The sequence below is a fragment of the Agromyces sp. NPDC058064 genome, assembly GCF_042885275.1.
In the GTDB taxonomy this organism is placed as follows: Bacteria; Actinomycetota; Actinomycetes; order Actinomycetales; family Microbacteriaceae; genus Agromyces.
In genome coordinates this window covers 46,950-70,511 of the sequence record NZ_JBHVSE010000001.1, presented here as the reverse complement: position 1 = coordinate 70,511, position 23,562 = coordinate 46,950, and the positions used below count along the sequence as shown (strand labels likewise).

Genomic DNA, 23,562 nt, shown 5'->3' with positions numbered 1-23,562 from the left:
CCGTCGCGCGGACGCGGCGTTCGGCCGGTCGAGGATGTCCCGCCGGGGCGCCGCGGTTTTCGGACGAGGTAGGCTTGGCGGACGTCCTTTGTGCCATACGGCAGAACTACATCGAAAGGTGGGCGCGTGAGCGGTCCAGAGTTCATCCCTGCGGCGAAGCCGATCATCGGAGATGAGGAGCGGGCGGCGGTCGACTCGGTGCTCCGTTCCGGAATGGTCGCCCAGGGGCCCGAGGTCGCCGCGTTCGAGCGAGAGTTCTCCGACGTCCTGCTCGACGGCAGGGCCGCCATCGCCGTGAACTCCGGCACGTCCGGCCTTCACCTCGGTCTGCTTGCTGCCGGCGTCGGACCCGGTGACGAGGTCATCGTGCCCTCGTTCACGTTCGCGGCGACGGCCAACTCGGTCGCTCTGACGGGCGCGACCCCCGTGTTCGCCGACATTGAGCCCGACCACTTCGGCCTCGACGTCTCGTCGGTCGAATCGGCGATCACCGACCGCACCGCCGGCATCATGCCCGTGCACCTCTACGGGCACCCTGCGAACGTCACCGCACTCGGCGAGCTCGCCGATCGACGCGGCCTCCGTCTCTTCGAGGACGCGGCGCAGGCACACGGCGCAGCGGTCGACGGCAAGCCCGTCGGCACGTTCGGCGCGTTCGCCATGTTCAGCCTCTACCCGACGAAGAACATGACCTCGGGCGAGGGCGGCATGGTCTCGACCGACGACCCCGAGATCGAGCGCCGGCTCCGGTTGCTGCGCAACCAGGGAATGCAGCGCCAGTACGAGAACGAGATCGTCGGGTTCAACGCCCGGATGACGGACATCCACGCCGCGATCGGTCGCGTCCAGCTCACGAAGATCGGCGCGTGGACGCGGGCACGCCAGGAGAACGCCGCGTTCCTGGACGCGAACCTCTCGGGTGTCGTGGTGCCGCCGGTGTCGGCGGGAACCGTGCACGTCTACCACCAGTACACGATCCGAGTGCTCGACGACCGCGACGGCTTCGTGAAGGCGCTGAAAGACGAGTACCAGGTCGGCAGCGGCGTCTACTACCCGATTCCGAACCACCGTCTTCCGTCGCTCGCGCCGTACGCGCCGGGACTGGACCTGCCCGAGACCGAGAAGGCGGCGAGCGAGGTCGTCTCGCTGCCGGTGCATCCGTCGCTCACCCCGGACGAGCTCGAACGCATCGTCCAGGCCGTCAACGCCATCGCCGGGGCAGGCGCCTGATGGGCGCTCTTCGCGCCGGACTGCTCGGCGTCGGGATGATGGGTCGGCACCACGCCCGGGTGCTCCGAGAGCTCGACGGAGTCGAGCTCGTCGCGATCGCGGATCCCGGCGGGGACCCGCACGGCGTCGCCGGCGACCTCGAGATCCTCCCAGACATCGACGCGCTCATCGCCGAGGGGCTCGACCTCGCGGTCGTCGCTGTGCCCACGCGCTTTCATGAGGAAGCCGCACTGAAGCTCGCCGCCGCAGGTGTGCACACGCTCGTCGAGAAGCCGATCGCGCACACGATCGACTCCGGTCATCGCATGGTCGACGCGTTCCGTGAAGCGGGCCTCGTCGGCGCCGTCGGGCACATCGAGCGCTTCAACCCCGCACTTCAAGAGTTGCGTAGTCGCATCGCCGCCGGCGATCTCGGCGAGGTGTACCAGATCGCGACACGTCGTCAGGGACCGTTCCCCTCCCGCATCGCCGACGTGGGCGTCGCGAAGGATCTCGCATCTCACGACATCGACCTCACCTCATGGGTGGCTCAGAGCCCGTACGAGACGGTCTCGGCTCAGACGGCGTTCAAGAGCGGCCGTGAGCACGAGGACATGATCGCCATGACGGGAAGCCTCGAGAACGGCGTCATCGTCAATCATCTCGTCAACTGGCTCAGCCCGATGAAGGAGCGCGTGACGATCGTGACTGGGGAGAAGGGAGCGTTCGTCGCCGACACGTCGACCGGCGACCTCACGTTCTTCGCGAACGGCACGATCCCGCTCGAATGGGAGTCGATGACCGTCTTCCGCGGTGTGTCGGAGGGCGACGTGACCCGCTACGCGTTCCCGAAACGAGAGCCGCTGCGCGTCGAGCACGAGGCGTTCCGCGACGCCGTGCTCGGCCTGCCGAGCGACGTGGTGACGATGGCTCAGGGCCTGCGCACCCTCGAGGTCGTCGAGGCCGCGCTCCGGACCGCGGCCGGCAGCCGCCGTGCGCAGGCGGCCGATGGCGTGATGGAGCGATGATCGGAGTACGACGTATCGGGGTGACGACGTGAAGCGCATCCTCAGGACCTTCCGTCAGGTCATCCCTCACCTGCCGGAGAATGCCCAGCGCTACATCGTGCGCTATATCGTGCTCTCGTCGTCTCTCGCGATCCTGGATGTCGCGGCGCTCATGCTGCTCGCCGCGTCGCTCGTCGCGATGCTCGGCGGCACCGCGATCCAGCTTCCGCTGATCGGGTCCGTCGGCCAGGACGGATACGTGTGGATCCTCCTGGTGATCTCCGGGCTCATCATCGTCAAGTCGACCGCGGCCGTCCTCATGCAGTGGATGGCGACGCGTCGGATGGCGACGTTCGAGCTCGAGATCGGCGACCGGCTGTTCGAGGCGTACATCCGCGCCCCGTGGGTCGAGCGCCTCCAGCGGAACACGACCCACCTCGTGCGCCTCGCCGACGTCGGCATCGCGAACGTCACGTCCGGCTTCCTGCTCCCGTTCATGTCGCTGCCGACGCTCCTGACGACCGCCGCGCTCGTCGTGCTCGTGATCGTGGTCGTGCAGCCGCTCACGGCGCTCGTCACCGTGGCGTACCTCGGCGGGATCGCGGTGCTGCTGTACGTGGTTCTCGCGAACCGCACGGTGCAGGCCGGACGCGTCAACCGCGACTACTCGTTCCGCGTGGCGTCCCTCATGACCGACATGGTCTCCGCGCTCAAGGAGATCACGCTCCGCGGGAAGTCGGCCGAGGTCGCGCGGGTCGTCCATGAGGACCGCCGCCATGCGGCCAAGGCGCGCGCCAACATCAACTTCCTCTCCGCCATCCCGCGGTTCGTCCTCGATGCCGCGATCGTCGGCGGGTTCCTGCTCGTCGGTGGGATCAGCTATCTCATCGCGGGGCCCACGCAGGCGATCGCGGCGGTCGCGCTGTTCGGGGTTGCAGGCTTCCGCCTCGTTCCCTCACTCACGGGATTCCAGTCGCTCATGTCGATGATGACGGCGAACATCCCGCACGCCGACGCCGTCCTCCGCGACATCGACGCGTCTCGGCGGTACCAGGAGGCAGCGGAGAAGATCGGACTCGATCCCATCGAGGGTGAGCCCGCCGACCTGGTGCTCGACGAGGTCCGGTTCAGCTATCCGGGCGCCGAGCATCCTTCGCTGGACGGCGTGACCGGCGTGCTGCCCCTCGGTTCGCGCCTCGGAATCGTGGGCTCCTCCGGCGCGGGAAAGTCGACGCTGATCGACATCCTGCTCGGCCTGATCTCCCCGACGTCGGGGCGGGTCCTCCTGGGCGAGCAGAACCTCACCGACGTCATGGCGAGCTGGCGCGAGCGCGTGGCGTACGTCCCCCAGGATGTGGCGCTCTTCGACGCGACCATCGCTCAGAACGTCGCGCTGACGTGGCGCGAGGACTACGACGAGGAACGCGTGCGCTCCGCGCTTTCGCGAGCACAGCTGCTGGACGTCATCGAGGCGCGCCCCGACGGCATCCGCGGCCGTGTCGGAGATCGGGGCCTTCAGCTCTCGGGCGGGCAGCGTCAACGGCTCGGCATCGCGCGCGCCCTGTACAGCGACCCGCTCGTCCTCGTGCTCGACGAGGCGACGAGTTCGCTCGACACCCGGACCGAGGCCGCCGTGACGCGCGCGATCCAGGAGCTTCGTGGCGAGGTGACGGTCATCTCCGTCGCGCACCGATTGTCGACGATCCGCGACTACGACCAGATCTGGTTCATGCGCGACGGAAAAATCGAGGCACGGGGAACGTTCGCCGAGGTGATCTCGGCTGAGCCCGAGTTCGCGCAACAGGCCCGGCTCGCCGGCCTCAACCCCGACGGGACGGAGCTGTGACGAAACCTCGGCTGCTGATCCTCTCGTTCTCGCCGATCGTCTCCGATGCGCGAGTCCTCAAACAGATCGAGGTCTTCCGCGACCGATACGCAGTGACCACGTGCGGCTACGGCCCGGCACCCGCAGGCGTCGACCGCCATATCGAGATGCCGCGCTCCGCGAGCTATCAGGATCTGAACGGACGACTGATCACGCTGCGAATGTATCGAGCCGCCTACTGGCGGATTTCGGCGGTGGCGTGGGTCAAGGCGCACCTTCGCCCGGGCGACTTCGACGTCGTCTTCGCGAACGAGACGGAAGCCGTTCCCGTCGGCCTCTGGCTGAAGCCGAGGTTCGGCGTTCACGCGGATCTCCACGAGTACACGCCTCGTCTCAACGAGGAGCACGCGCTGTGGGCGAAGCGCATCAGGCCCTTCCACGAGTGGGTCTGCCGACACTACGTGACCCGTGCGGGGTCGTGGTCGACGGTCAGCAACGGCCTCGTGCGCGAGTACGAGAAGGAGTTCGGTTTCCGTCCGGAGTTGGTGACGAACGCGGCGCCGTACACCGACGCCGAACCGACTCCCGTCTCCATGCCGATCCGGCTCGTGCACAGCGGAGCATGCCTGCGGAATCGCCGGCTCACGGAGATGGTTGATGCCGTTGCACTGAGCGGCGCCGACGTCACGCTCGATCTCTACCTGACTCCGAACCACCCGGATTATCTCGAAGAGCTGAAGGCCCGCGTCGCCGATGATCCTGCAATCACGATCCATGACCCGGTTCCGTACTCCGACCTCCTTCGGACGCTGAACGCCTACGACGTCGGCGTCCACCTGCTGCCGCCCACGAACTTCAACAACGCCTGGGCGCTCCCCAACAAGCTGTTCGACTACGTCCAGGCCCGTCTCGGCATCCTCATCGGTCCGTCGCCGGAGATGGTCGAGTATGTCGAAGAGCACGGGCTCGGTGCAGTGTCGGCCGGGTTCGACGCCGCCGATCTCGCGCGGACGATCGCGGACCTCGATGCGACTCGCGTCGCGGCTTGGAAGGCGAACGCGCACGCAAGTGCGAGAGCGCTCGGTGCGCAGGAGCAGATGCAGAAGTGGCTGCGGCTCGTCGACGGCCTGGTGGCGGACGGGAAGCGACTGTAGCGTGAAAATCGCGCTCACCTGCGGTCCCGTCGCCATCCCGCCGACGTACTTCGTCGTGCAGCACGCGATGCTTCTCCGCGACCGGCATGAGTTCGCCTTGTTCTCGCCGTCGGCGCGCGTGACCGAGGAGGTCGGCATTCCGATCCACTCGGCCATGATGCTGCGCCCGGGATCTCGGATCGACACCCTTCGCGTGCAGGCGGTCCGCGGCCGCGTGACTCGGGACATCCGGCGCTTCGAGCCAGCCGTGGTGCATCAGCATTTCGCGACGTGGAGTCTGCCGGCCTCATCCGCGGCGAGGCGACTGGGCGTCCCGCTGGTGACCACGCTCCACGGATATGACGTGTTCGCGCTGAAGCGCCAGAGCGCCGGCGTCTGGGGTGCCATCACGCGTGCGAACCTGCGTGCGACGACGGCTGGCACGACCCGGTTCCTCGCGGTCAGCCGTTGGCTCGCCGATCGTGCAATCGCGGACGGTATCGACTCACGACGGCTGCGCGTCATGTACCAGGGCATCGACACCTCGTTCTTCACCCCCGGGACGCCCGGAGCGGAAGGCGACGTCGACGAGCCCGTCGTGCTCTACGCGGGCGGTCTGGTCGAGCACAAGGGGGTCCGCGATGCACTGCGGGCGTCCATCAGCCTGCACGCGACGACGCCCCATCGCCTCCGGCTGGCGGGTGGCGGGCCGCTCGAGGCGGAGGTCAGGTCCGCCGCCCGAGAGCATCCCCACATCGAAGTCTTGGGTCCGCTGTCTCGTGCCGCACTCCGGGAGCAGTATCGAGCGGCGCGGGTGCTGGTCATGCCGTCGCGGAGTTCGGCCGAGTGGTCGGAGGCGGCCGGGCTGGTGTCGCTCGAGGCGCAGGCGTGCGGCACGCCGGTCGTCGCGTATGCATCCGGGGGGCTGACCGAGATGGTCGAGGACTCCGCCACCGGAACGCTCGTGCCACAGGACGACGTCGACGCCCTCGCACTCGCCCTGCATCGCTGGATCACCATGGCCGACCTCGAGTACGGCCACCATAGGTCCGCTGGGGTCGATTTCGTGCGATCGCGGCGAAGCGCGCAGGGTGCGGCCGAGGAACTGTTGTCCCACTACAACGAGGTCACCGCCGCGCGCGGGAACCTCATGGCAGACTGATAGCGTGCTTGAGTGCGCGTGCTCGTAGTGACGACGTGGTTTCCCGGCCCGTGGGCTCCGGGGTCCGGGATCTTCAATCTTCGCGATGTCGAGTTGCTCGCCCTCGATCATGAGGTGACGGTCGTTCATCTGGTCCCGCCAACCCAGCTCGCCCAGGCCCGCGTCGACCAGCTCGGTCGGATCGCCGTGCATCGCGTTCCGATGGCGGTTCGATCCCCGCGATCCATCCGGCGTGCGCGGCGGTACATCGCGGAACTGGCCCTTGAGCACGACCTGCTGCACAGCATGGCGATCTCGTCGCTGCTCCCGCTGGGCGGCACGGCGCTGAAGGTGCCCTGGGTGCACACCGAGCATTGGTCGGGCTTCCTCGCGCCCGAGACCGCGCCCATCGGTGTCAGAGCGATGGGCTCGCTCCTGGCGCGCCGACTGAAGCGGCCCGACGTCGTCGTGACGGTGAGCGAGGCGCTCGCGAGTGCCGTCCGGCGCCACCGTGCCGGCCCGACGATGGTGATCCCGAACCATGTCATGCTCCCACCGAGCGGCGCCGCCCTGGAACGGGAGCAGGCCGATCACATCCGACTGATCGCCGTCGGGGGGATCATCCAGCGGAAGGGCCCCATCATGGCTGTTCGGGCGCTCGCCGGACTCCGTGCCCGTGGGTACCCGGCGACCCTCCGCTGGATCGGCGAGGGTCCGCTGCGCGACGAAGTCATGAGCACGGCCGCGCAGCTCGGAGTGGCGGACCGCATCGAGCTCGAGGGCAGCCTGGCGCCGGAGGAGGTCTCGCACGGCCTGCTCGGCGCCGACGTCTTCCTCCTCCCCACCGAGGGCGAGACGTTCGGCGTCTCGATCGCGGAGGCGTTGACCCACGGCCTCTCCGTCGTGGTCGGCTCGCGCGGCGGCCAGGGGGAGTTCGTGGGCCCGGCGGACGGCGTGCTCGTCGCCGCGCAGGATCCGGGGCTCTACACGGACGCGGTCATCGCGGTGGTGGGCAGTCGGACGCCGGCCACTCCCACCGAGATCGCACGCCGGGCCCAGCAGCGCTTCGCACCGGAATTCCGTCGCGCAGAGTACCTCCGCGCGTACCACCTCGCAGGCAACCCCGAAGGCCACTCCGCATGAATCTCCTGATCATCTCGTTCTCGACCCTCGTCTCCGATCCACGGGTGCGGAAGCAGATCGACCTCTTCGCCGGCGAGTTCGAGGTGACGACCGTGGGCTATGGGCCGAAGCCGCCGGGCGTGTCCGCGCACCACCGGATCCCCGACGATCGGGTGGCATGGCGCTATCCGCGGCCGGCGGTGATGGCGCGCGCGTACCGATGGGCGTTCGAGCACAATCCCGCGGTGTCCTGGGTCCTCGACAATGTGCGACCCGGTGGCGCGGAGGTCATCATCGCCAACGACGTCGACGCTGCCGGCATCGCCGTGAGGCTCGAACCGTCGCTCGGGTTCCATTCGGACCTGCACGAGTTCGCCCCGGAGCAGAACTCCGAGATGCTCCGGTTCAGGCTGTTCGTGGCGCCCTTCCTGCGCTGGCAGCTGCGGAAGTACGTCGCACGGGCGGCATCCACGACCACCGTCTGCGCGACCATCGCGGACCGCTATCGCGACGAGTTCGGACTCGACGCCTCGGTGGTCATGAACGCCCCTCCGTTCGCCGACCTCGACCCGAGCCCGGTCGGAGCCCCGATCCGCCTCGTGCACGCTGGCGCGGCGCTGCGGAACCGTCGGCTCGAAGTCCTCGTCGACGCCGTCGCGTCGCGGACCGATGTGACGCTCGACCTGTACCTGACGCCGAACGACCCGGCCTATCGCGAAGAGCTCGTCGCGCGTGCGGCTGCGACACCCGGGGTGCGCGTGATCGACCCGGTGCCGTTCGACACACTGGTCACGACGCTCAACGCCTACGACGTCGGCCTGCACATGCTCGCCCCGACGAATTTCAACAACGCCTACGCGTTGCCGAACAAGTTCTTCGAATATGTGCAGGCCCGACTGGGCCTGATCATCGGGCCGTCGCCCGAGATGATGCGCGTCATGGGCCCGCGCGGGTTCGGCACCGCTGCGGCCGACTTCACCGCCGACGCCCTGGCGGCAGAACTCGACGGGCTCACCGCCGAGCGGGTACGGCAGTGGAAGTCGGCGGCGCACGAGGCGGCGCGTGAGCTGTCGGCCGAGCACCAGGTGCCGGTCTGGCGCTCGGCCGTCGAGGCGATCGCCGGAGAGCGCGCGTGATGCCTGAGATCGAGGTCATCGTCCCGGTGCACACGCCGACGCGACCGATCCGGCGCCTGGCGGCATCGGTGCTTCAGGGGTCCGAATGCGACGTTCGTCTACGGGTGATCGCCCACAACACCGATCCTGCAGGCATTCGCGCTGCGTTGCACGAGCACGCGGATGACCCGCGCGTGGAGGTGACGGCGTTCGATGACGGTGTGCACTCGCCCGCCGGTCCGCTCGCCTTCGCACTCGCCGACGTCTCGGCGCCGTGGTTCACCAAGATCGACTCGGACGATCACCTCGCTCGGGGAGCCCTCGATTCGTGGCTGGCGACCGCGCACCGGCATCGCGCCGACGTGGTGATGCCGCGAATGGTCCAAGAACCGTCCGGCGTGGACTTCCCGACACCTCCCAGAAGGATGCTGCGCACGATGCTCGAGCCGGCCAAGGACCGTCTCGCGTACCGGACCAGCACGATGGGACTGCTCGCGAGCGGGCTCGCTCCGCTGGCGGTGCCCGTGGCAGGTCTGGAGACGGGTGAGGACATCGCGCCGAGCCTGAGGCTGTGGTTCGAATCCGGGCGGATCGCCATGGCGGACCGCGGATTCCCGTACATCGTCGGGGAAGGGGCCGGAGACCGGGTGACGGCGGCGCCGCGTCCGATGCGGGCAGAGCTCGCCTTCGTCGGCCCGCTCACGCTGGAGGGTTTCTGGGGTCGCCTCTCCGAGGCGGAGAAGACCTCCATCGTGGCCAAGCTCATCCGCGTCCAGCTGTTCGGGGCCGCAGGTAGGTCCGGCGGCTACTGGGCCGATGAGACGGTCGAGGCGGTGCGCGAGGCGCTGCCGATCCTGCTCCAGCTCGCGCCTCGCGTTTCAGTTGTGCTCTCCCGCGTCGACTCCGACCTCGTCGGCGAACTGATGAGCGCAGCGCCCGAACGAGGCGTCATCGACCGTCTCGTGACGGAGCGCCGTCGCTACCTCGGGGTGCGGCCGCTGACCACACGGCCGTATCGGCGCACCCTGGCGAGGGACGCTCCGTTGCGGTTCCTCGCGGCCTCGTTCGCCGCACGCCACTTCCAGCCGGGTCTGCCCGACCGCGAATAGTTCGGGTCAGGCGGGTCGTCAGCCTGCCGGCTCCGCCGCGGATCCCGCCGACGGGTCAGTCGTGCCTTCGGCCATCGACCGATTGCGGCGGTCCGTGATGGCCTTCGTCACCCGGTCGGCGGTGTGCGCGATGATCACCGCCGCGGCGAGCACGTAGAAGACCAGACCCGGTGTCGCGTAGCGGAACTGCGTCGGCGTCCCATTGGTGACGTTGTAGAGCGCGATCCCGAGGATCGCCCCGAGCAGAAGGTGCGACTCGGTACGTCTCCAGAACAGGATCATCGAGGCGACCGCGAGACCGATGAGGAACAGGAGCGTGCGGTCTGCCCGCATCATGGCGGCCGCATCGGACGCGAGGATGTGCAGCAGCATTGCGGGGACGCGCAGTATCGCTTCACCGAGCGTTTCGGCGCCGGCCTGTTTGAGGAACTGGTCCAGTTGCGAGAACGACGGGAAGATCAGGCTCTGCAGCACCTGACAGCCGACGGCGGTCCCGCCGACGACGATCGCGGGCCACATCCACGGGCTGTTCCGGCGCCCGACGAGCGATCCGAGCAGCCACGCCATGACGAAGGCGCCGGCCATGATCAGCGTCGCCTGGCGAGTGAAGGCGGAGGCCGCCGTCGCCGCGCCCATGGCCACGAGGAGCCACGGGGTCGGCCGTTCGAGCCAACGCCAGGCGGCGATGAGTGCGAGCACGGCGAAGAGCCCCGACAGCGATTCGGTGAGCATTCCGGTGTGGAACGACATCAGGAACAGGCTGCCATTCACCAGCAGCATCGTGGCGACCGCCACGACGTTGCCGTAACGGCGCATGAGGATGAGGGTGAGCAGGATCGTCAGTGCGACCGCAGCCAGCAGCGGGACCACCGCGAGCCCGTGCGCGCCGAACAGCTTCACGAACGGCACACTCAGGACCGGATACACGACACGGGGCTGGACAAGGCCCCAGCCGAACAGGTCGTCGACCGGCGGGACCGGGATTCCCCGCGGGTCGGCGAAGTCGACGGTGAGATCGCGGGCAGTCTCGGGATCGGCTCCGCCGAAGAGGTACGCCATCGCGAGGTAGTAGCGCGAGTCGGGGAAGAAGAACCGATACCAGCGGATGAACGTGACGTAGGTGATGAGGAACGTTGCGGCAACGATCGCCCAAGTGAGGATTGCGCCCGACCGGGCGCGGACGTACGCGACGATTGCTGATCCGGTCATGGCGACTCACGCTAACACGTCCACGTCGCCCGGCCCGCATCGGCGACTCCCGAGCAGGGCGACGGGTTGCTCTGGGTAGGATTGACGGCGGTGAAGATCATCAAGCGGCGGGACGGGGTTCTCCGTTCCTGAGGGGCACGCGCCCGCCGCGAGGGCGGCGGTCGCTCTCCGATGCTCCCGGCCGAGCTCGCCGACGATCTCGGCATCACGGCACCCGACCAAGCCCCACGCTCTCTCGCCGCACCTCCTCGAGAACGCAGGGCCAGCCACGCTATCCGAGGACCACTGATGACCCACGCCGATGCACCTCCCCTCCACCGCGCCGTCGAACGGGTAGTCGCTCTCGACGGACTGCGCGTCGCCGCGGTGCTGGGGGTCGTCGCCATCCACGTGACCGGGATCATGGTCTCGAACCCGGAGATCTCCGGATCGCTGTCGTGGTGGTTCGCCCTCGCGGTCAATGCGGGGAACATCTGGGTCGTCCCCGTGTTTGTGATGGTCAGCGGAGCGCTCCTCCTGGGGGAGGGCACGCATCGGAACGGACCCGCGTCGTTCTATCGTCGGCGCCTGCTCCGACTGGGGCCGGCCTTCGTGTTCTGGCCGCTGTTCTACATCTTCGTCGTGAGAATGCTCATCAGCGGCGCGGAACTCACCCCGCTGGGCGTGGTCGGGCTGTTGGCCGCAGGAACCCCGTACACCCACCTCTACTTCCTCTTCCTCATCGTCGGCCTCTATGCGGTGGCGCCGGTGCTCGCCGCCTTCCTCCGTGGCGGGGGAGAGGGGCGAGCCCGGATCTTCGCCGCATCGGCGCTGGCCGCCACGATCCTGACCTACACGCTCGCCTCCGTGTTCACCGCGATCGGCCAGCCGCAGTCGATCGTGCTCAACGCGCTCACGCAGTGGCTCCCCTACGTGGGCTACTTCCTCGCGGGGTGGGCGTTGCGCGTGTTCGTTCCGAGGGGGACCACCCTTGCGGTCGTCGTGATCGCCACCGTCGGACTTCTCGCGGAGATCGTCTGGCAGTCCGGGACGCGCGCCGACCATCCGACCCTGAACGCGGTGCTTCCCCTCGGCTATCTCGGGTTGGCGACCGCGCTCGCGGCGTGCGGTGTCTTCCTGTCGTTCCAGGGCATCTTCGCGGCCGTCGCCCTCCCGCCCCGGGCACGCCGTGTGCTCGCCACGCTGTCGGACGCCGCGTTCGGCGTCTTCCTCGTGCACTTCGTGGTTCTGATCCTGGTTCGGATGGCCGCTGTCGCGCTCGGTGGCGCCGTGACCAGTTCCTTGATCGTCACCGTCGTCATCTGGGCGGTGGTGGTTGCGATCTCGTTCGCGATCAGCCTGACCGCTCGACGGGTGCCCTACCTGAGACGGCTGTTCTGACCTTCGTACGGGCGACCGTGGAAACCGGACTCAGCGCGTGACGTGCGGATTGTCGGCGAGGACCCGGCCGAGCTGCTCCCGGAGGACGCGCCCCGATTCCGAGGCGAGTGCGTGGTCGCGCACCCACTGCTGACCGAGGCGTGCATACCTCGCGGCGAGCGCCGGGTCGTCGAGGAGGGTGCGCAGATGCGCTGTCACCTCATGCGCCTGGGTCACGAACCAGGCCGGTTCGTCCCACCCGGGCAGGTCGGGTTCGGCGGACGGATCGGCGCTCTGGAGCACCGCGCAGCCGGCCGCGAGGGCCTCGACCCCGAAGACCCCCGGCACGAATGCGTAGAACTGGTTCAGCACGATGTGCGCGTCGCGAAGCGCAGCGACCACACGTTCGTGAGGCACGTCGATGAGCTCCTCGTAGTCGAACTCGCGGCCCTCGTCGCGAAGGGCCTGCACAGCGGCGCGAACGACCTGGGTCCCCTTGATGATGGGCGACGAGGGCGCGTGGAGCACGCGGAGGCGGACCGGAGAGGAGAACTTCGCGCTCGTGTCCTGGACGCCGTCGTCGGGATAGAAGTAGAGGAACGGCAGCGTGGGCCGCGTGAGATACGACCGCTGATCGTTGCGCATGCTGTAGATCAGATCCGCATGGCGATCGGCGGCCCGCGCTGCGCGGCGGGTCTTCTCGTCGAAGTCCGCCGAGACCGTGGCACGATCGGCGAATCCCTGATAGGTCGACACGTTGGGCCGGCCGAGCGTGGTCTCGAGTTCCTTCATGAGCTTCGGCGACCGGATGTCGGTGCCGGTGAAGACGCAGACGATGCGCAGGCCCCTCCGCTTGAGGAAGCCGAACTCGTAGTCTCGGGAGTCGTCGAGCCTCGAGAGGAAACCCGTCCGACTCACGTAAACGAATCCGCGCGCGCGCCGTGCCAGACGGCCCAGGATCCACGGGCCTGCGTACAGGCGCCGAAGCCTGCCCCGGATGCCGCCGACGCCCATGTCGACCTCGGTGTCGTACGCGAACGAGTAGAAGGGATGCCGGACGAGGTTCACGGTGTGCGAGTCGGGGATCTGGTCGGCAAGTTGGCGCACCATGGTCGCCACCTCCTGCGGCCCGACCACCCACGAGACCTGTGCGTTGCCCACGCCGCTGCGCCGGTGCCACGCGTAGCTCGCGTGCAGCGCCGCCTTCTGTGCGAACCGGGGGAGGCCTGCGCGCGCCTGATGGAGGTATCGGAGCACGTACGTCGCCCTAGTCTGCGCGTACCGAACGCGAGTCCGCGAGCGTGATGCGAAGCGCATCGACCACGGAGTCCACATCCGACTCCGTCATCTGCGGATAGAGCGGCACCGTGAGGGCCTGTCGGTGCGCCCGCGTGCTCTCGGGGAGCGCTTCATCTGCGATCGCGAAGCGATCGCGGAAGTACGGCTGCAGGTGCATGGAGTACGTGCCGAGCGTCGTCTCGACGTCGCGGGCCTTGAGCGCCTGGATCACGGCATCGCGATCGAACACCTCGTCCAGCATCAGGACGTACGACTGGAAGGTGTGCGTCCGGTCTCCGGGAACGATCGGCGACGTCACGCCGTCGACCTCGGCGAGGCGATCGTCGTACGCGGCGGCGAGGCTGCGTCGTCGCTCGAGGATGTGATCCAGCCGTTCCATCTGCGCGATCCCGATGGCGGCGTTGATGTCGCTCAGGCGATAGTTGTAGCCGGCGTCCACGAACGACATGTACGTGTCCCCGCGGACCGCACCGTGGGTCCGCAGGACGGCGATGCGCTCGGCCACTCCCGCGTCCGAGGTGGTGATCATCCCGCCCTCGCCCGTCGTGATGATCTTCCGCGGGTGGAACGAGAAGACGCCCGCAGTACCGAGGGCCCCTGCCGCGGCGCCTCGGTAGGTCGCGGCGAGGGCGCACGCGGCGTCCTCGATCACGGGGAGGCCGCGGGCCGCGGCGACTGCGTTGATCTCGTTCATGTCCGCGGGAAGACCGAACGCGTGGACCGGCATGATGGCGGCGGTGCGGTCGGTGATCGCCGCCTCGAGCTTCGTCGGATCCATGTTGAAGGTGGCCGGATCGATGTCTACGAACACCGGTACCGCGCCCTGCTGGATGACGGCGTTGGCGGTCGCGGGGAAGGAATAGTCGGGTACGACGACTTCGTCGCCCGGTTCGACCCCGCAGGCGTGCAGCGCGAGATGGATGCCCGTGGTCGCCGAGCTCGTCGCGTAGGCGTGGTCGGTGGCGACCAGCTGAGCCACGAGCGACTCGAACTCCTGCGCCCTCGGCCCCTGGGTGAGAAACCCCGTCGCGAGCACAGAGCCGACCGCCTCGAGCTCGGCCTCGCCGAGAAGCGGAACGTTGAGCCTCACGCGAGGATCTCTTCGTACCACTCGACGGTTTCCCGCAGCGCCTCGTCGCTCAGCACCGGCGGGTGATGGCCGACGTAGGAGACCAGTCGGCTGACGTCGGCGAGGTGGCGGCGGACATCGCCCGGCCGCTCCTCCACGTGCACCACCGGGTGATCAGGTCGACCCATGATGGTGAGGATCTGGGCGACGAGGTCGTTGATCGACGTGCCGACGCCGGTCGCGACGTTGAGCTCCAGTCCGCGGCACTCGGGGTTGTTGAAGATATCGATCGTGAGCTCGGCGGTGTCACGGACGAAGGTGAAGTCGCGGGTCTGCTCCCCGTCGCCGAAGATCGTGATCGGTTGTCCCGTGCGAACGCAGCGGACGATGATCGGGATGATTCCGGCGTACGAACCCGGGTTTTGGCGAGGCCCGTAGTTGTTGAACGGGCGGATGATCGTCGCGTCGATCCCGAACGTGCTGACGTACGAGCGGATGATGTGGTCCTCGGCCGACTTGCTCGCCGCGTACGGGGTCAGTGCATCATGCGGGTGCTCCTCGTCCATCGGCACGTATCGTCCGGAGCCGTAGGCCTCGGAGCTCGAGAAGTGCACGTATCGCTCGACGAGCCCTCGTCGCGTGATCTCGCAGAACGTCGTGGTGATGCCGATGTTCGTCTGCATCGTCCAGTGCGGGAAGGTGAGCGAGGTCGGCAGCGGCACGACGGCGAGATCGAACACCGTGTCGATCCCGTGGGTCGTCACGACGTCCTGCATTGCGGCGAGGTCCGATGCATCGAGCCGGATGATCTCGAGGTCGTCGCGTCGGGCGAGTGCGGGGGCGAGATTCCCCTCATTCCCGAGGAAGAAGTTGTCGACGACGACGAGCTTCGCAGGGTCTTCCGAGATGAGCCGATCGACGAGGTGGCTTCCGATGAACCCGGCGCCGCCGGTGACCAGGATGGAACGGTTTGCAAGCGTCAACGAGGTGAACTTTCGATAGGATTGCCTGGCGATCGCGGCCAGCGGACCAGAGGCAAGGCTACCATCCGCCAGTGTGCGCACATCAGAATCGGGGATCGGTATGGCAGCGTCCGAGGCATCGGGTATTCCCGCGAACCCGTACAACCCGCATGCCTGGCTCATCGGCGACCCGGAGATCGGCGAGGGTTGCTGGATCGGGGCGTTCTGCGTCATCGACGGCAGCGGCGGGCTCACGATCGGCGACGGCTGCGACGTGTCGTCGGGTGTCCACATCTACACGCACTCGACCGTCGCCCGCTGCGTCTCTGGTCGCGCCCTGCCCATCGAGCGACGGGCGACGACGATCGGCAGCCGCGTCCACATCGGGGCGAACGCCGTCATCCTGATGGGGTGCGAGATCGGGGACGGCTCGATCGTCGCCGCCGGCGCGATCGTGAAGGAGGGAACCCGCGCACCCGCGGGCAGCCTGCTCGTCGGGGTGCCGGCCCGCGTCATCCCCGATGCCGCCCTGAAGTTCGACGCATCTCGAAATCCTTCCGCCGATTCGTGATCGAGGGGGCGCCAGCATCGTCCCGTCATCCGAATATGATGGAATTCATGCGTATCGCCGTCGTGGCCCTCGGAAAGATCGGGCTTCCCCTCGCCGTCCAGTTCGCCGACTCAGGTCACGAGGTGATCGGGGTCGACGTCAACGCCGATGCGGTCGCTTCGATCAACGCCGGGATCGAGCCGTTCCCGGGGGAGGCGGAGCTGCAGGAGAAGCTCTCCGCGCTCGTCCCCGCCGGCCGGCTGCGGGCCACGACCGACTACTCCGAAGCCATCCCCCAGGCGGACGCGGTCGTGATCGTCGTCCCCCTCTTCGTCGACGACACGACGTGGGAGCCCGACTTCGGATGGATGGACGCCGCGACGCGCTCGCTCGCGGAGCACCTCACCCCGGGCACGCTCGTGTCATACGAGACGACTCTGCCGGTCGGCACCACCCGAGGGCGCTGGAAGCCGATGATCGAGGAGATCTCCGGGCTGGTCGAGGGGGAGGACTTCCACGTCGTCTTCTCGCCCGAGCGCGTGCTCACGGGGCGCGTCTTCGCCGACCTGCGCAAGTACCCCAAGCTCATCGGAAGCCTGTCGGACGAGGGCACCCGACGGGCTCGGGAGTTCTACGAGGCGGTCCTCCAGTTCGACGAGCGCGATGATCTGCCTCAGCCGAACGGCGTGTGGGATCTGGGCAGCGCCGAGGCATCCGAGATGGCGAAGCTCGCCGAGACGACCTACCGCGACGTCAACATCGGACTGGCGAACCAGTTCGCGCTCTTCGCGGCAGCGAACGGCATCGATGTCTACCGCGTGATCGAGGCGTGCAACTCGCAGCCCTACAGCCACATCCACCGCCCGGGGATCGCCGTCGGCGGGCACTGCATCCCGGTCTATCCGCGACTGTATCTCGCGACCGACCCCGACGCGGACATCGTTCGCACCGCGCGGGTGCTGAACGCGTCGATGCCCGAGCGGATGGTCGCGAAGGCGGAGAGCGTGCTCGGCTCGCTCGAGGGTCTCCGCACGGTCGTGCTCGGCGCCGCGTACCGCGGCGGTGTGAAGGAGACCGCGTTCTCCGGGGTGTTCCCGACCGTGGAGGCGCTCCGGGCCCGCGGCGCGGTCGTGACGGTGCACGACCCGCTCTATTCGGACGATGAGCTCGTTGCGATGGGTTTCGCACCGCACACGCTGGGCGCCGACGTCGATCTCGCCATCATCCAGACGGACCACGCCGTCTACCGCGTGCTCGCGCCGGGTCAGCTCCCCGGAGTCCGCCTGCTCGTCGACGGACGCAATGCAACGGATGCCGCGGCCTGGGCGGGAACTCCCCGCCTGGTCGTCGGCGCCGGCTGAGGCCCAGCCGCGGCCATCGTCGTGGGCGCGCCGGCTGGGTCCCAGCCGGCGCGCCCACGATGCGTCACGGGGTCGTGCTCGCGAACGGCGGGTAGGTCGGCGTTGAAGGGGTCGCCTGTATGTCCAGCTGCAGCGCGCTGACGAGCAGCTGCGTGCCGATCATCAACGGCAGTGCGGCGAGCATGACCGTCGCGGCGGTGGCCACGACCGATGCGGCGATCTGGAAGACCATCCAGACGCTGACGCCGACCCCGAAGACGAAGAGCAGCAGGCCGAGGAACCCGAGCAGGGCGATCGGGGAGAACGACCAGAGCACGTAGCGATACCAGACACGGGACCAGAACCCCGACCAGAGTCGGCCGATCAGCTCCGGGACCACCTTGCTGAGACGGATGCTGGACACCTCGTCGCCGTAGATCGCTGGGATCGGGACATCGACGGCAGGCACCTGCAGGATGTTCAGGTGGATGAGGAGGTCGTTCTCGAAGCTGTAGCGCGTCGCGACACGATCGAGCGGAACGCGCTCGAGCACCTCCGTCCGGATCGCTGTGTATCCGTTCTGCGGATCGAAGAGGTTCCAGTATCCGGAGGCCATCTTGGTCAGGAAGGACAGGGCGATGTTGCCGAACACCCGATGCGCAGGCATCCCCTTGAACGACTCAGGAGAGTAGAACCGGTTGGCCTTGGCGAATCCGTAGCCGTCCTCCGTGACCCTGTCGAGCAGACCCGGAAGATACGCGGGGTCCATCTGCGCATCACCCGCCATCACGACGTTCACGTCCGATCCCAGGGCCATGGCCTGGCGGTGCGCCGTGATGATCGCGCCGCCCACCCCCTGATTCACCTCGTGGCGGATGAGCGTGACGCGCGGGTCTGTGCTCGCCCTGACGACCTCACTGGTGCCGTCGGGGCTGCAGTCATCGACGATGACGATGTGGTCGACGTATTCGGGCATCGTGTCGATGACCCTCGAGATCATCCGCTCTTCCTTGTAGGCAGGAACGACTGCGGCGACGACTGCACCCTTATACATCGGCGGACTGGTCCTTTCGGGTGCGGGTGAACACCCAGTAACGGTATATGAAGTAGTTCCACACGGTGGTCGCGGCGACCGCCAGGACCTTGCCGACGAGCCACTCGCCCCCCAGCGCGTCGACACCCCACACGATCACCGTCGTGGCGATCGTGTTGAAGATCACGAGCACGGTGTAGCGTCCGACGCTCGGCACGACCTTGGCGTCGGACGCGAATGCGACCACGCGCTGCATCGTGTACGTGACCGCGAATGAGGCCAGGAACGCGATGGGGGCGGAGATAGCGAGCGGGACGCCCAGCGCCTCGTGGGCGAGCCAGAGCAGTGCGACGTCCACGACGAAGCAGAACCCGCCAACGGCGAGATAGCGGATGACGCTGTTGCCCCAAAGGCGGGCGAGCGCGTGCGGACGCGTGGCGTCGGGATTGGTGGACATCTACTCCATCTTGCCAGAATGCGCCCGGACGCCTTTCCGTCCGATGCCGGGTGGGAATTCGGTCGATAGACTGGATGGGCGCAGCGGTGCCTCGAGGCACGCTGCGCAGCCGCGCCTGCGGCGTTCCTCGAGCAAGAAAGCGCACTGCATGGATCTCCTCATCGTCGGCTCCGGCTTCTTCGGCCTCACCATCGCCGAGCGTGCCGCGAACGAGCTCGGCCTCACCGTGCAGGTCATCGACCGGCGCGACCACATCGGCGGCAACGCCTACAGCGAGAACGACCCGACCACCGGCATCGAGGTGCACAAGTACGGCGCGCACCTCTTCCACACCTCGAACGAGAAGGTGTGGGAGTACGTCAACCGGTTCACGAAGTTCACGAACTACGTGCACAAGGTGTACACGAACCACGACGGCGTCGTGTACCCGCTGCCGGTGAACCTCGGCACGATCAACCAGTTCTTCGGCGCCGCCTACTCGCCCGACGAGGCTCGTGCGCTCATCGCCTCGCAGGCCGACGAGTTCGACACGAAGACGGCCGCGAACCTCGAGGAGAAGGCGATCTCGCTGATCGGCCGCCCGCTCTACGAGGCGTTCATCCGCGACTACACCGCGAAGCAGTGGCAGACCGACCCGACCGAGCTGCCCGCCGAGGTCATCAGCCGCCTCCCGGTGCGCTACAACTACGACAACCGCTACTTCAACGACACCCACGAGGGCCTGCCGGTCGACGGCTACACGGCGTGGATCGAGCGGATGGCCGACCACCCGAAGATCGACGTCAAGCTCTCGACCGACTTCTTCGACGAGTCGCAGCCGTTCAACAAGGCGGCCGTCGTCGGCAACGTGCCGGTGGTCTACACCGGTCCGCTCGACCGCTACTTCGACTCCTCGGCGGGCCACCTCAGCTGGCGCACCCTCGACTTCGAGCGCGAGGTCGTGCCGGTGGGCGACTACCAGGGCACCTCGGTGATGAACTACGCGGACGCCTCGGTGCCGTACACCCGCATCCACGAGTTCCGGCACTTCCACCCCGAGCGCGAGTACCCCGGCGACAAGACGATCATCATGCGCGAGTTCTCGCGTTTCGCCGAGCACGGCGACGAGCCGTACTACCCGGTGAACACCGCTGAAGACCGTGCGGCGCTCCTCGCCTACCGCGAACTGCAGGACGGCGAGACCGACGTCTACTTCGGCGGTCGACTCGGCACCTACCAGTACCTCGACATGCACATGGCGATCGGCTCCGCGCTCAGCATGTTCCAGAACAGGCTGGTCGAACGCTTCGCGCGCTGACCCGCGTCACGAGAACGGCCCCGGGCGGATGCCTCGGGGCCGTTCTCGTCTCGTCGGTGGCTACTTCTCCGTCGTGAAGTGCGGTGCCCACGCCTCGCGCGAGGTGATCTCGGGAAGCGCCGCACGGTACTGCGCCGAGAGCTCGGGCCAGCGACGCTTGAGCTCGGCGTGCAGTCGCCGGCTCTCACGGAGCAGTCGCCGGAACGTCTCGGGGTCGCGCGTATAGCGCACCTTGCCGGCGCCGTCAGCGGTCGACACGAGTGCGCTGTCGAAGTAGGGGAGCCGGAACCAGGTGCCGTCTCGCTTCGAGAGCTCGACCTGCGGCTCCGCGACGTTCTGCGGCGCCGGCTTGGTCAGCCACTGCTTCGCCGTCATCTTCGCGGTGAACGCGACGAGGGGGACGCCGCGTGGTCCCTTCGGGCCGGCGGTTCCCGACGGCACCGGGTAGACGAGCTTGCCCTCGACCGTTCGGGGCAGGTGCTCGTCGTTCTTGAGCACGGTCTTCTCGGGGAAATCGGCTGCGGCTGCGCGCAGCTCGCCGAGGATCGTCGGCATGCCGCGCTGCATGTGGTCGGGACCGGACAGGATGTCGCGGAGCGCCCGGTGGCGCAGGGTGACGGGGTAGTACTGCATCGAGAGGAGGTGCTTGAGGTCCCAACGCTTGCTGTCGCGCATCAGGAGGCCTCCGCCGGCGTGTGGGGAGTGCAGGAGCGCGGCGACGATCCGGTTGCGCGCGTGGAAGTACGCCTGCCAGTCGATCGAGTCGTCCTTGTCGAGCCAGGACACATGCCAGAGCGCCATCCCCGGCAGGGTCACGGTCGGGTAGCCGGCGTCGCGCGCGCGGAGGCAGTACTCGGCGTCGTCCCACTTGATGAACGCGGGGAGCGACAGACCGATCTCGCGGACCACCTCGGTCGGGATGAGGCAGAACCACCAGCCGTTGTAGTCGGCGTCCATCCGGGCGTGCATCCAGCGGGTCTGGCGCAGGTTGGAGAAGCGGAAGTCGTGCGGGACCTCGTCGTGGGGCTGGGCATGCCAGACGAAGGGCTTGAGGTCGACCGTCTCAGCGAACGCGTGCAGGACCGGCCGGTTGAGCAGGTCGAACATGTGCCCGCCGACGACGACGGGACGCGTCGTGCGCCGCGCGAAGCGCACCGCACGAGCGATGCTCTCGGGCTCGACCGTGACGTCGTCGTCGAGCAGGATGATGAAGTCGCTCTCGCCGGCTTCGAGGGTCTCCGCCATCGAACGCGCGAATCCGCCGGAGCCGCCGAGGTTCGGCTGCTCGATCATCGCGAGGGTGTCGCCGAGCAGCGCAGCGACATCGCCGTAGTCGGGCTCGTCGACGACGCGCTGGTTGCCCTGGTCGACGATGTAGATGCGGTCGATGACCTCGCGCACGGTGGGGTCTGAGGCGAGGGCCCCGAGGGTGCGCACGCAGTAGTCGGGCTTGTTGAAGGTCGTCGTGCCGATGGATGCCCCGCCGGTGCGCAGTTCGGGCGCGTCGGTCTCCCAGCGCCCGTCTGCCACGACGACCTCGTGGTCCCCAGCGACGATGTCGAACCAGTACCAGCCGCCGTCGCCGAACGTCACGACCGGCAGCTCGATCTCGTGGCGCACGGTACCGCTGAACGGTTCGGAGGCGACGCGTTGCGGGATGCCCTGGGCTGTCGAACGGTAGACGAGCAGGGTGCCCGAACCGCTTGTCTCCACACTGAGCCGGACACGATCGACGTTCGTCCACTGCTGCCAGTACGAGGCGGGGAAGGCGTTGAAGTAGCTCGCGAACGAGACGCGGTCGCCCGCGCCGACACGGAACCTGCCTCGCCCGAGCACGTCGTCGAGGTGGCCGCGATCACTGACGCGTACCTCGCGCTCACCGACCTTCGCCCACACGTCCGCATCGAGGTACAGCGAGATGACGTCGGGGTCCGCGTCCTGTGGGAAGACGATGCGTTGGATCTCGTTCCAGGTCAAGCTCACGCTGAAATGCTCCGTGGTTCGGTGGGAAGGCGCCGCTGCTGCCGACGCCCCTACGAGCCTACTGGCTCTGCTCGGCGAATCCTGGGCGCGAGCGACGCGAGCTGGACCGCGAGCACACACGACTCGGCGATCGCGAGACCCCAGGCGACACCGGGTGCGCCGAGCCAGATCATCAGCGGGTACATGAGCGCGGTTCCGACGATGGCGCCGACGATCGTGCTCGTGGCGAGCACTCGCGTGAGTCCGTAGGCAGTCAGGCAGGCGAACCCGGTGAGCTGCGAAACGAGGATCGCGGCAAGGTTCACCGCCATCGGCACGGCGAGATCGGTGGGGATGCTGAGCGCACCTCCCGAGAGCACCTCACCGATCCACGGACCTGCGATGCCGTAGGCCAGACCTCCGAGCACACCCAGGCCGATTCCGATCAGGGTCACGCGTCGCGCTCGATCCGCCTGCGTCCGCGGATCAGGGCTCGGCACCCAACCTTGCGCGACCTGCACGACCGGGCGGGTCGAGTACAGGGCAAGCCGCACGATCCGCTCGGCGAGCGCGTAGACGGCGGTCGCCTGCGGAAGGAAGAGGTCGATGAGCACGATCGGGACGTTCACGTAGAGCGAGGAGGTCGCCGACATGGCGACTGGACTCGCCTGGCCCGCGAGATTCCGAACGGCCCTCACCGGCGACAGCGTGAGCCGCCAGCCGCGGTAGCGGGCGAGGATGTCCCAGGACGAGAGCACTGCGGCGATGACGACACCGGCCAGTTGGAGGGCGGCGAAGGCGACCGCATCGCCCGTCACGACGAGCGCACCGGCGCCGAGCACGGTGCCTGCCGTCCGCGGGGCCGTGTCGAGCAAGAGGAAGCGGATCGGGCTCGCCTCGCCGACGTAGAACCAGCCCGCGCCGAGCGCGACCAGCACGCCGCTCGCGACCGTGAGCGCAGCGAGCAGTGCGTCGTGGCCGATGATCACGACCGCGATGACGACGGCGATCGGCACGACGACGACGCAGAGCCAAGCCCGGCTGAGCAGCGAATCGAAGAAGTACGCGCCGCGTTCGCCCTGGGCTCGTGCCGCGATCTCCGTCGGACCGATCACCCCCCAACCGAACACTGCGAACACCACGCCGAACCCCGCGACCGCCTGTGCGACGGCGATCGTCGCCCAGGCCTCGGCTCCCGCGGCCACAATGATGGCGGGAATCACCGCCAAGCTCACGATGCCACTGATGGCGACGGAGAGGCCGTAGCCGCCGGCGAATCGGAGTACGGTCCTGGTCTTCACGCGCCGTCGACCTCCAACGGGCTCAATTTCGGGGCTGCGGCGCCCGGCCGGTGTCGTGCGCAT

20 protein-coding genes are annotated in these 23,562 nt (G+C 68.1%); 12 read left to right on the top strand and 8 right to left on the bottom strand.

Translation table 11 applies throughout. The features are described from left to right. Positions 1-126: 126 nt before the first annotated feature. The 8 genes from ACFVSL_RS00310 to ACFVSL_RS00275 are packed head-to-tail and all read left to right on the top strand — an operon-like array spanning position 127 to position 9,661. Entirely contained in the window at positions 127-1,230 is a 1,104-nt protein-coding gene (locus tag ACFVSL_RS00310) for a DegT/DnrJ/EryC1/StrS family aminotransferase (protein ID WP_386937467.1), read from the top strand. Next, on the top strand, positions 1,230-2,237 hold the full coding sequence (locus ACFVSL_RS00305; protein ID WP_386937466.1) for a Gfo/Idh/MocA family oxidoreductase: 1,008 nt from the start codon (positions 1,230-1,232) through the stop codon (positions 2,235-2,237). Before ACFVSL_RS00310 ends, ACFVSL_RS00305 begins: the two co-directional genes overlap by 1 nt. Positions 2,238-2,265: 28 nt before the next feature. Further along, on the top strand, positions 2,266-4,062 hold the full coding sequence (locus tag ACFVSL_RS00300) for an ABC transporter ATP-binding protein (RefSeq protein ID WP_386937464.1): 1,797 nt from the start codon (positions 2,266-2,268) through the stop codon (positions 4,060-4,062). Next, a complete protein-coding gene (locus ACFVSL_RS00295) occupies positions 4,059-5,195 on the top strand; it encodes a glycosyltransferase family 1 protein (RefSeq protein ID WP_386937463.1) in 1,137 nt (378 codons plus the stop codon). The genes ACFVSL_RS00300 and ACFVSL_RS00295 overlap by 4 nt, the downstream gene beginning before the upstream one ends. Before the next feature lies 1 nt (position 5,196). After that, a complete protein-coding gene (locus ACFVSL_RS00290; protein WP_386937461.1) occupies positions 5,197-6,336 on the top strand; it encodes a glycosyltransferase family 4 protein in 1,140 nt (379 codons plus the stop codon). Positions 6,337-6,348: 12 nt separating this feature from the next. Further along, entirely contained in the window at positions 6,349-7,458 is a 1,110-nt protein-coding gene (locus ACFVSL_RS00285) for a glycosyltransferase (RefSeq protein ID WP_386937459.1), read from the top strand. After that, entirely contained in the window at positions 7,455-8,573 is a 1,119-nt protein-coding gene (locus ACFVSL_RS00280; protein WP_386937458.1) for a glycosyltransferase family 1 protein, read from the top strand. The genes ACFVSL_RS00285 and ACFVSL_RS00280 overlap by 4 nt, the downstream gene beginning before the upstream one ends. After that, positions 8,573-9,661 (top strand): glycosyltransferase, encoded by a 1,089-nt coding sequence (locus ACFVSL_RS00275; RefSeq protein WP_386937457.1) that lies wholly within the window; start codon positions 8,573-8,575, stop codon positions 9,659-9,661. Before ACFVSL_RS00280 ends, ACFVSL_RS00275 begins: the two co-directional genes overlap by 1 nt. A gap of 18 nt (positions 9,662-9,679) precedes the next feature. On the opposite strand, the gene ACFVSL_RS00270 is transcribed toward ACFVSL_RS00275, so the two are convergent. Next, entirely contained in the window at positions 9,680-10,870 is a 1,191-nt protein-coding gene (locus tag ACFVSL_RS00270; protein ID WP_386937455.1) for a hypothetical protein, read from the bottom strand. A gap of 288 nt (positions 10,871-11,158) precedes the next feature. Here ACFVSL_RS00270 and ACFVSL_RS00265 point away from each other — a divergent pair, with 288 nt between their 5' ends. Further along, on the top strand, positions 11,159-12,250 hold the full coding sequence (locus ACFVSL_RS00265) for an acyltransferase (RefSeq protein ID WP_386937453.1): 1,092 nt from the start codon (positions 11,159-11,161) through the stop codon (positions 12,248-12,250). 30 nt (positions 12,251-12,280) lie between these two features. On the opposite strand, the gene ACFVSL_RS00260 is transcribed toward ACFVSL_RS00265, so the two are convergent. From ACFVSL_RS00260 to ACFVSL_RS00250, 3 genes are all read right to left on the bottom strand, one after another. Then, positions 12,281-13,243: a glycosyltransferase gene (locus ACFVSL_RS00260; RefSeq protein ID WP_386937452.1), complete on the bottom strand. Its 963-nt coding sequence runs from the start codon at positions 13,241-13,243 to the stop codon at positions 12,281-12,283. A gap of 253 nt (positions 13,244-13,496) precedes the next feature. Beyond that, the gene (locus tag ACFVSL_RS00255) at positions 13,497-14,618 is read right to left on the bottom strand and encodes a DegT/DnrJ/EryC1/StrS family aminotransferase (protein ID WP_386937450.1); all 1,122 of its coding nucleotides are present in this window, start codon (positions 14,616-14,618) and stop codon (positions 13,497-13,499) included. Next, positions 14,615-15,793, bottom strand: a complete 1,179-nt coding sequence (locus ACFVSL_RS00250; RefSeq protein WP_386937448.1) for a dTDP-glucose 4,6-dehydratase — start codon at positions 15,791-15,793, stop codon at positions 14,615-14,617. The genes ACFVSL_RS00255 and ACFVSL_RS00250 overlap by 4 nt, the downstream gene beginning before the upstream one ends. Before the next feature lie 40 nt (positions 15,794-15,833). Here ACFVSL_RS00250 and ACFVSL_RS00245 point away from each other — a divergent pair, with 40 nt between their 5' ends. Together ACFVSL_RS00245 and ACFVSL_RS00240 are read left to right on the top strand one after the other, a co-directional pair. After that, positions 15,834-16,130 carry a DapH/DapD/GlmU-related protein gene (locus ACFVSL_RS00245; RefSeq protein ID WP_386939289.1) on the top strand — a complete coding sequence of 99 codons (297 nt, stop codon included), beginning with the start codon at positions 15,834-15,836 and terminating at the stop codon, positions 16,128-16,130. 47 nt (positions 16,131-16,177) lie between these two features. After that, complete coding sequence (locus ACFVSL_RS00240; protein WP_386937447.1) at positions 16,178-17,470, top strand: nucleotide sugar dehydrogenase; 1,293 nt, start codon at positions 16,178-16,180, stop codon at positions 17,468-17,470. A 64-nt stretch (positions 17,471-17,534) separates the two neighbouring features. Here the strand turns inward: ACFVSL_RS00240 and ACFVSL_RS00235 are convergent, their stop codons facing one another. Together ACFVSL_RS00235 and ACFVSL_RS00230 are read right to left on the bottom strand one after the other, a co-directional pair. Further along, positions 17,535-18,503: a glycosyltransferase family 2 protein gene (locus ACFVSL_RS00235; RefSeq protein ID WP_386937445.1), complete on the bottom strand. Its 969-nt coding sequence runs from the start codon at positions 18,501-18,503 to the stop codon at positions 17,535-17,537. Further along, positions 18,496-18,939, bottom strand: coding sequence for a GtrA family protein (locus tag ACFVSL_RS00230; RefSeq protein ID WP_386937444.1), 444 nt, complete (start codon positions 18,937-18,939; stop codon positions 18,496-18,498). Before ACFVSL_RS00230 ends, ACFVSL_RS00235 begins: the two co-directional genes overlap by 8 nt. A 148-nt stretch (positions 18,940-19,087) precedes the next feature. Between ACFVSL_RS00230 and glf the strand changes: the two genes are divergently transcribed. Then, positions 19,088-20,236, top strand: a complete 1,149-nt coding sequence (glf, locus tag ACFVSL_RS00225; protein ID WP_386937442.1) for a UDP-galactopyranose mutase — start codon at positions 19,088-19,090, stop codon at positions 20,234-20,236. A 60-nt stretch (positions 20,237-20,296) separates the two neighbouring features. Here the strand turns inward: glf and ACFVSL_RS00220 are convergent, their stop codons facing one another. Both ACFVSL_RS00220 and ACFVSL_RS00215 read right to left on the bottom strand, forming a co-directional pair. Beyond that, positions 20,297-22,219 carry a glycosyltransferase gene (locus tag ACFVSL_RS00220; protein WP_386937441.1) on the bottom strand — a complete coding sequence of 641 codons (1,923 nt, stop codon included), beginning with the start codon at positions 22,217-22,219 and terminating at the stop codon, positions 20,297-20,299. A 50-nt stretch (positions 22,220-22,269) separates the two neighbouring features. Next, positions 22,270-23,499 carry a lipopolysaccharide biosynthesis protein gene (locus ACFVSL_RS00215; RefSeq protein WP_386937439.1) on the bottom strand — a complete coding sequence of 410 codons (1,230 nt, stop codon included), beginning with the start codon at positions 23,497-23,499 and terminating at the stop codon, positions 22,270-22,272. Positions 23,500-23,562: the final 63 nt, after the last annotated feature.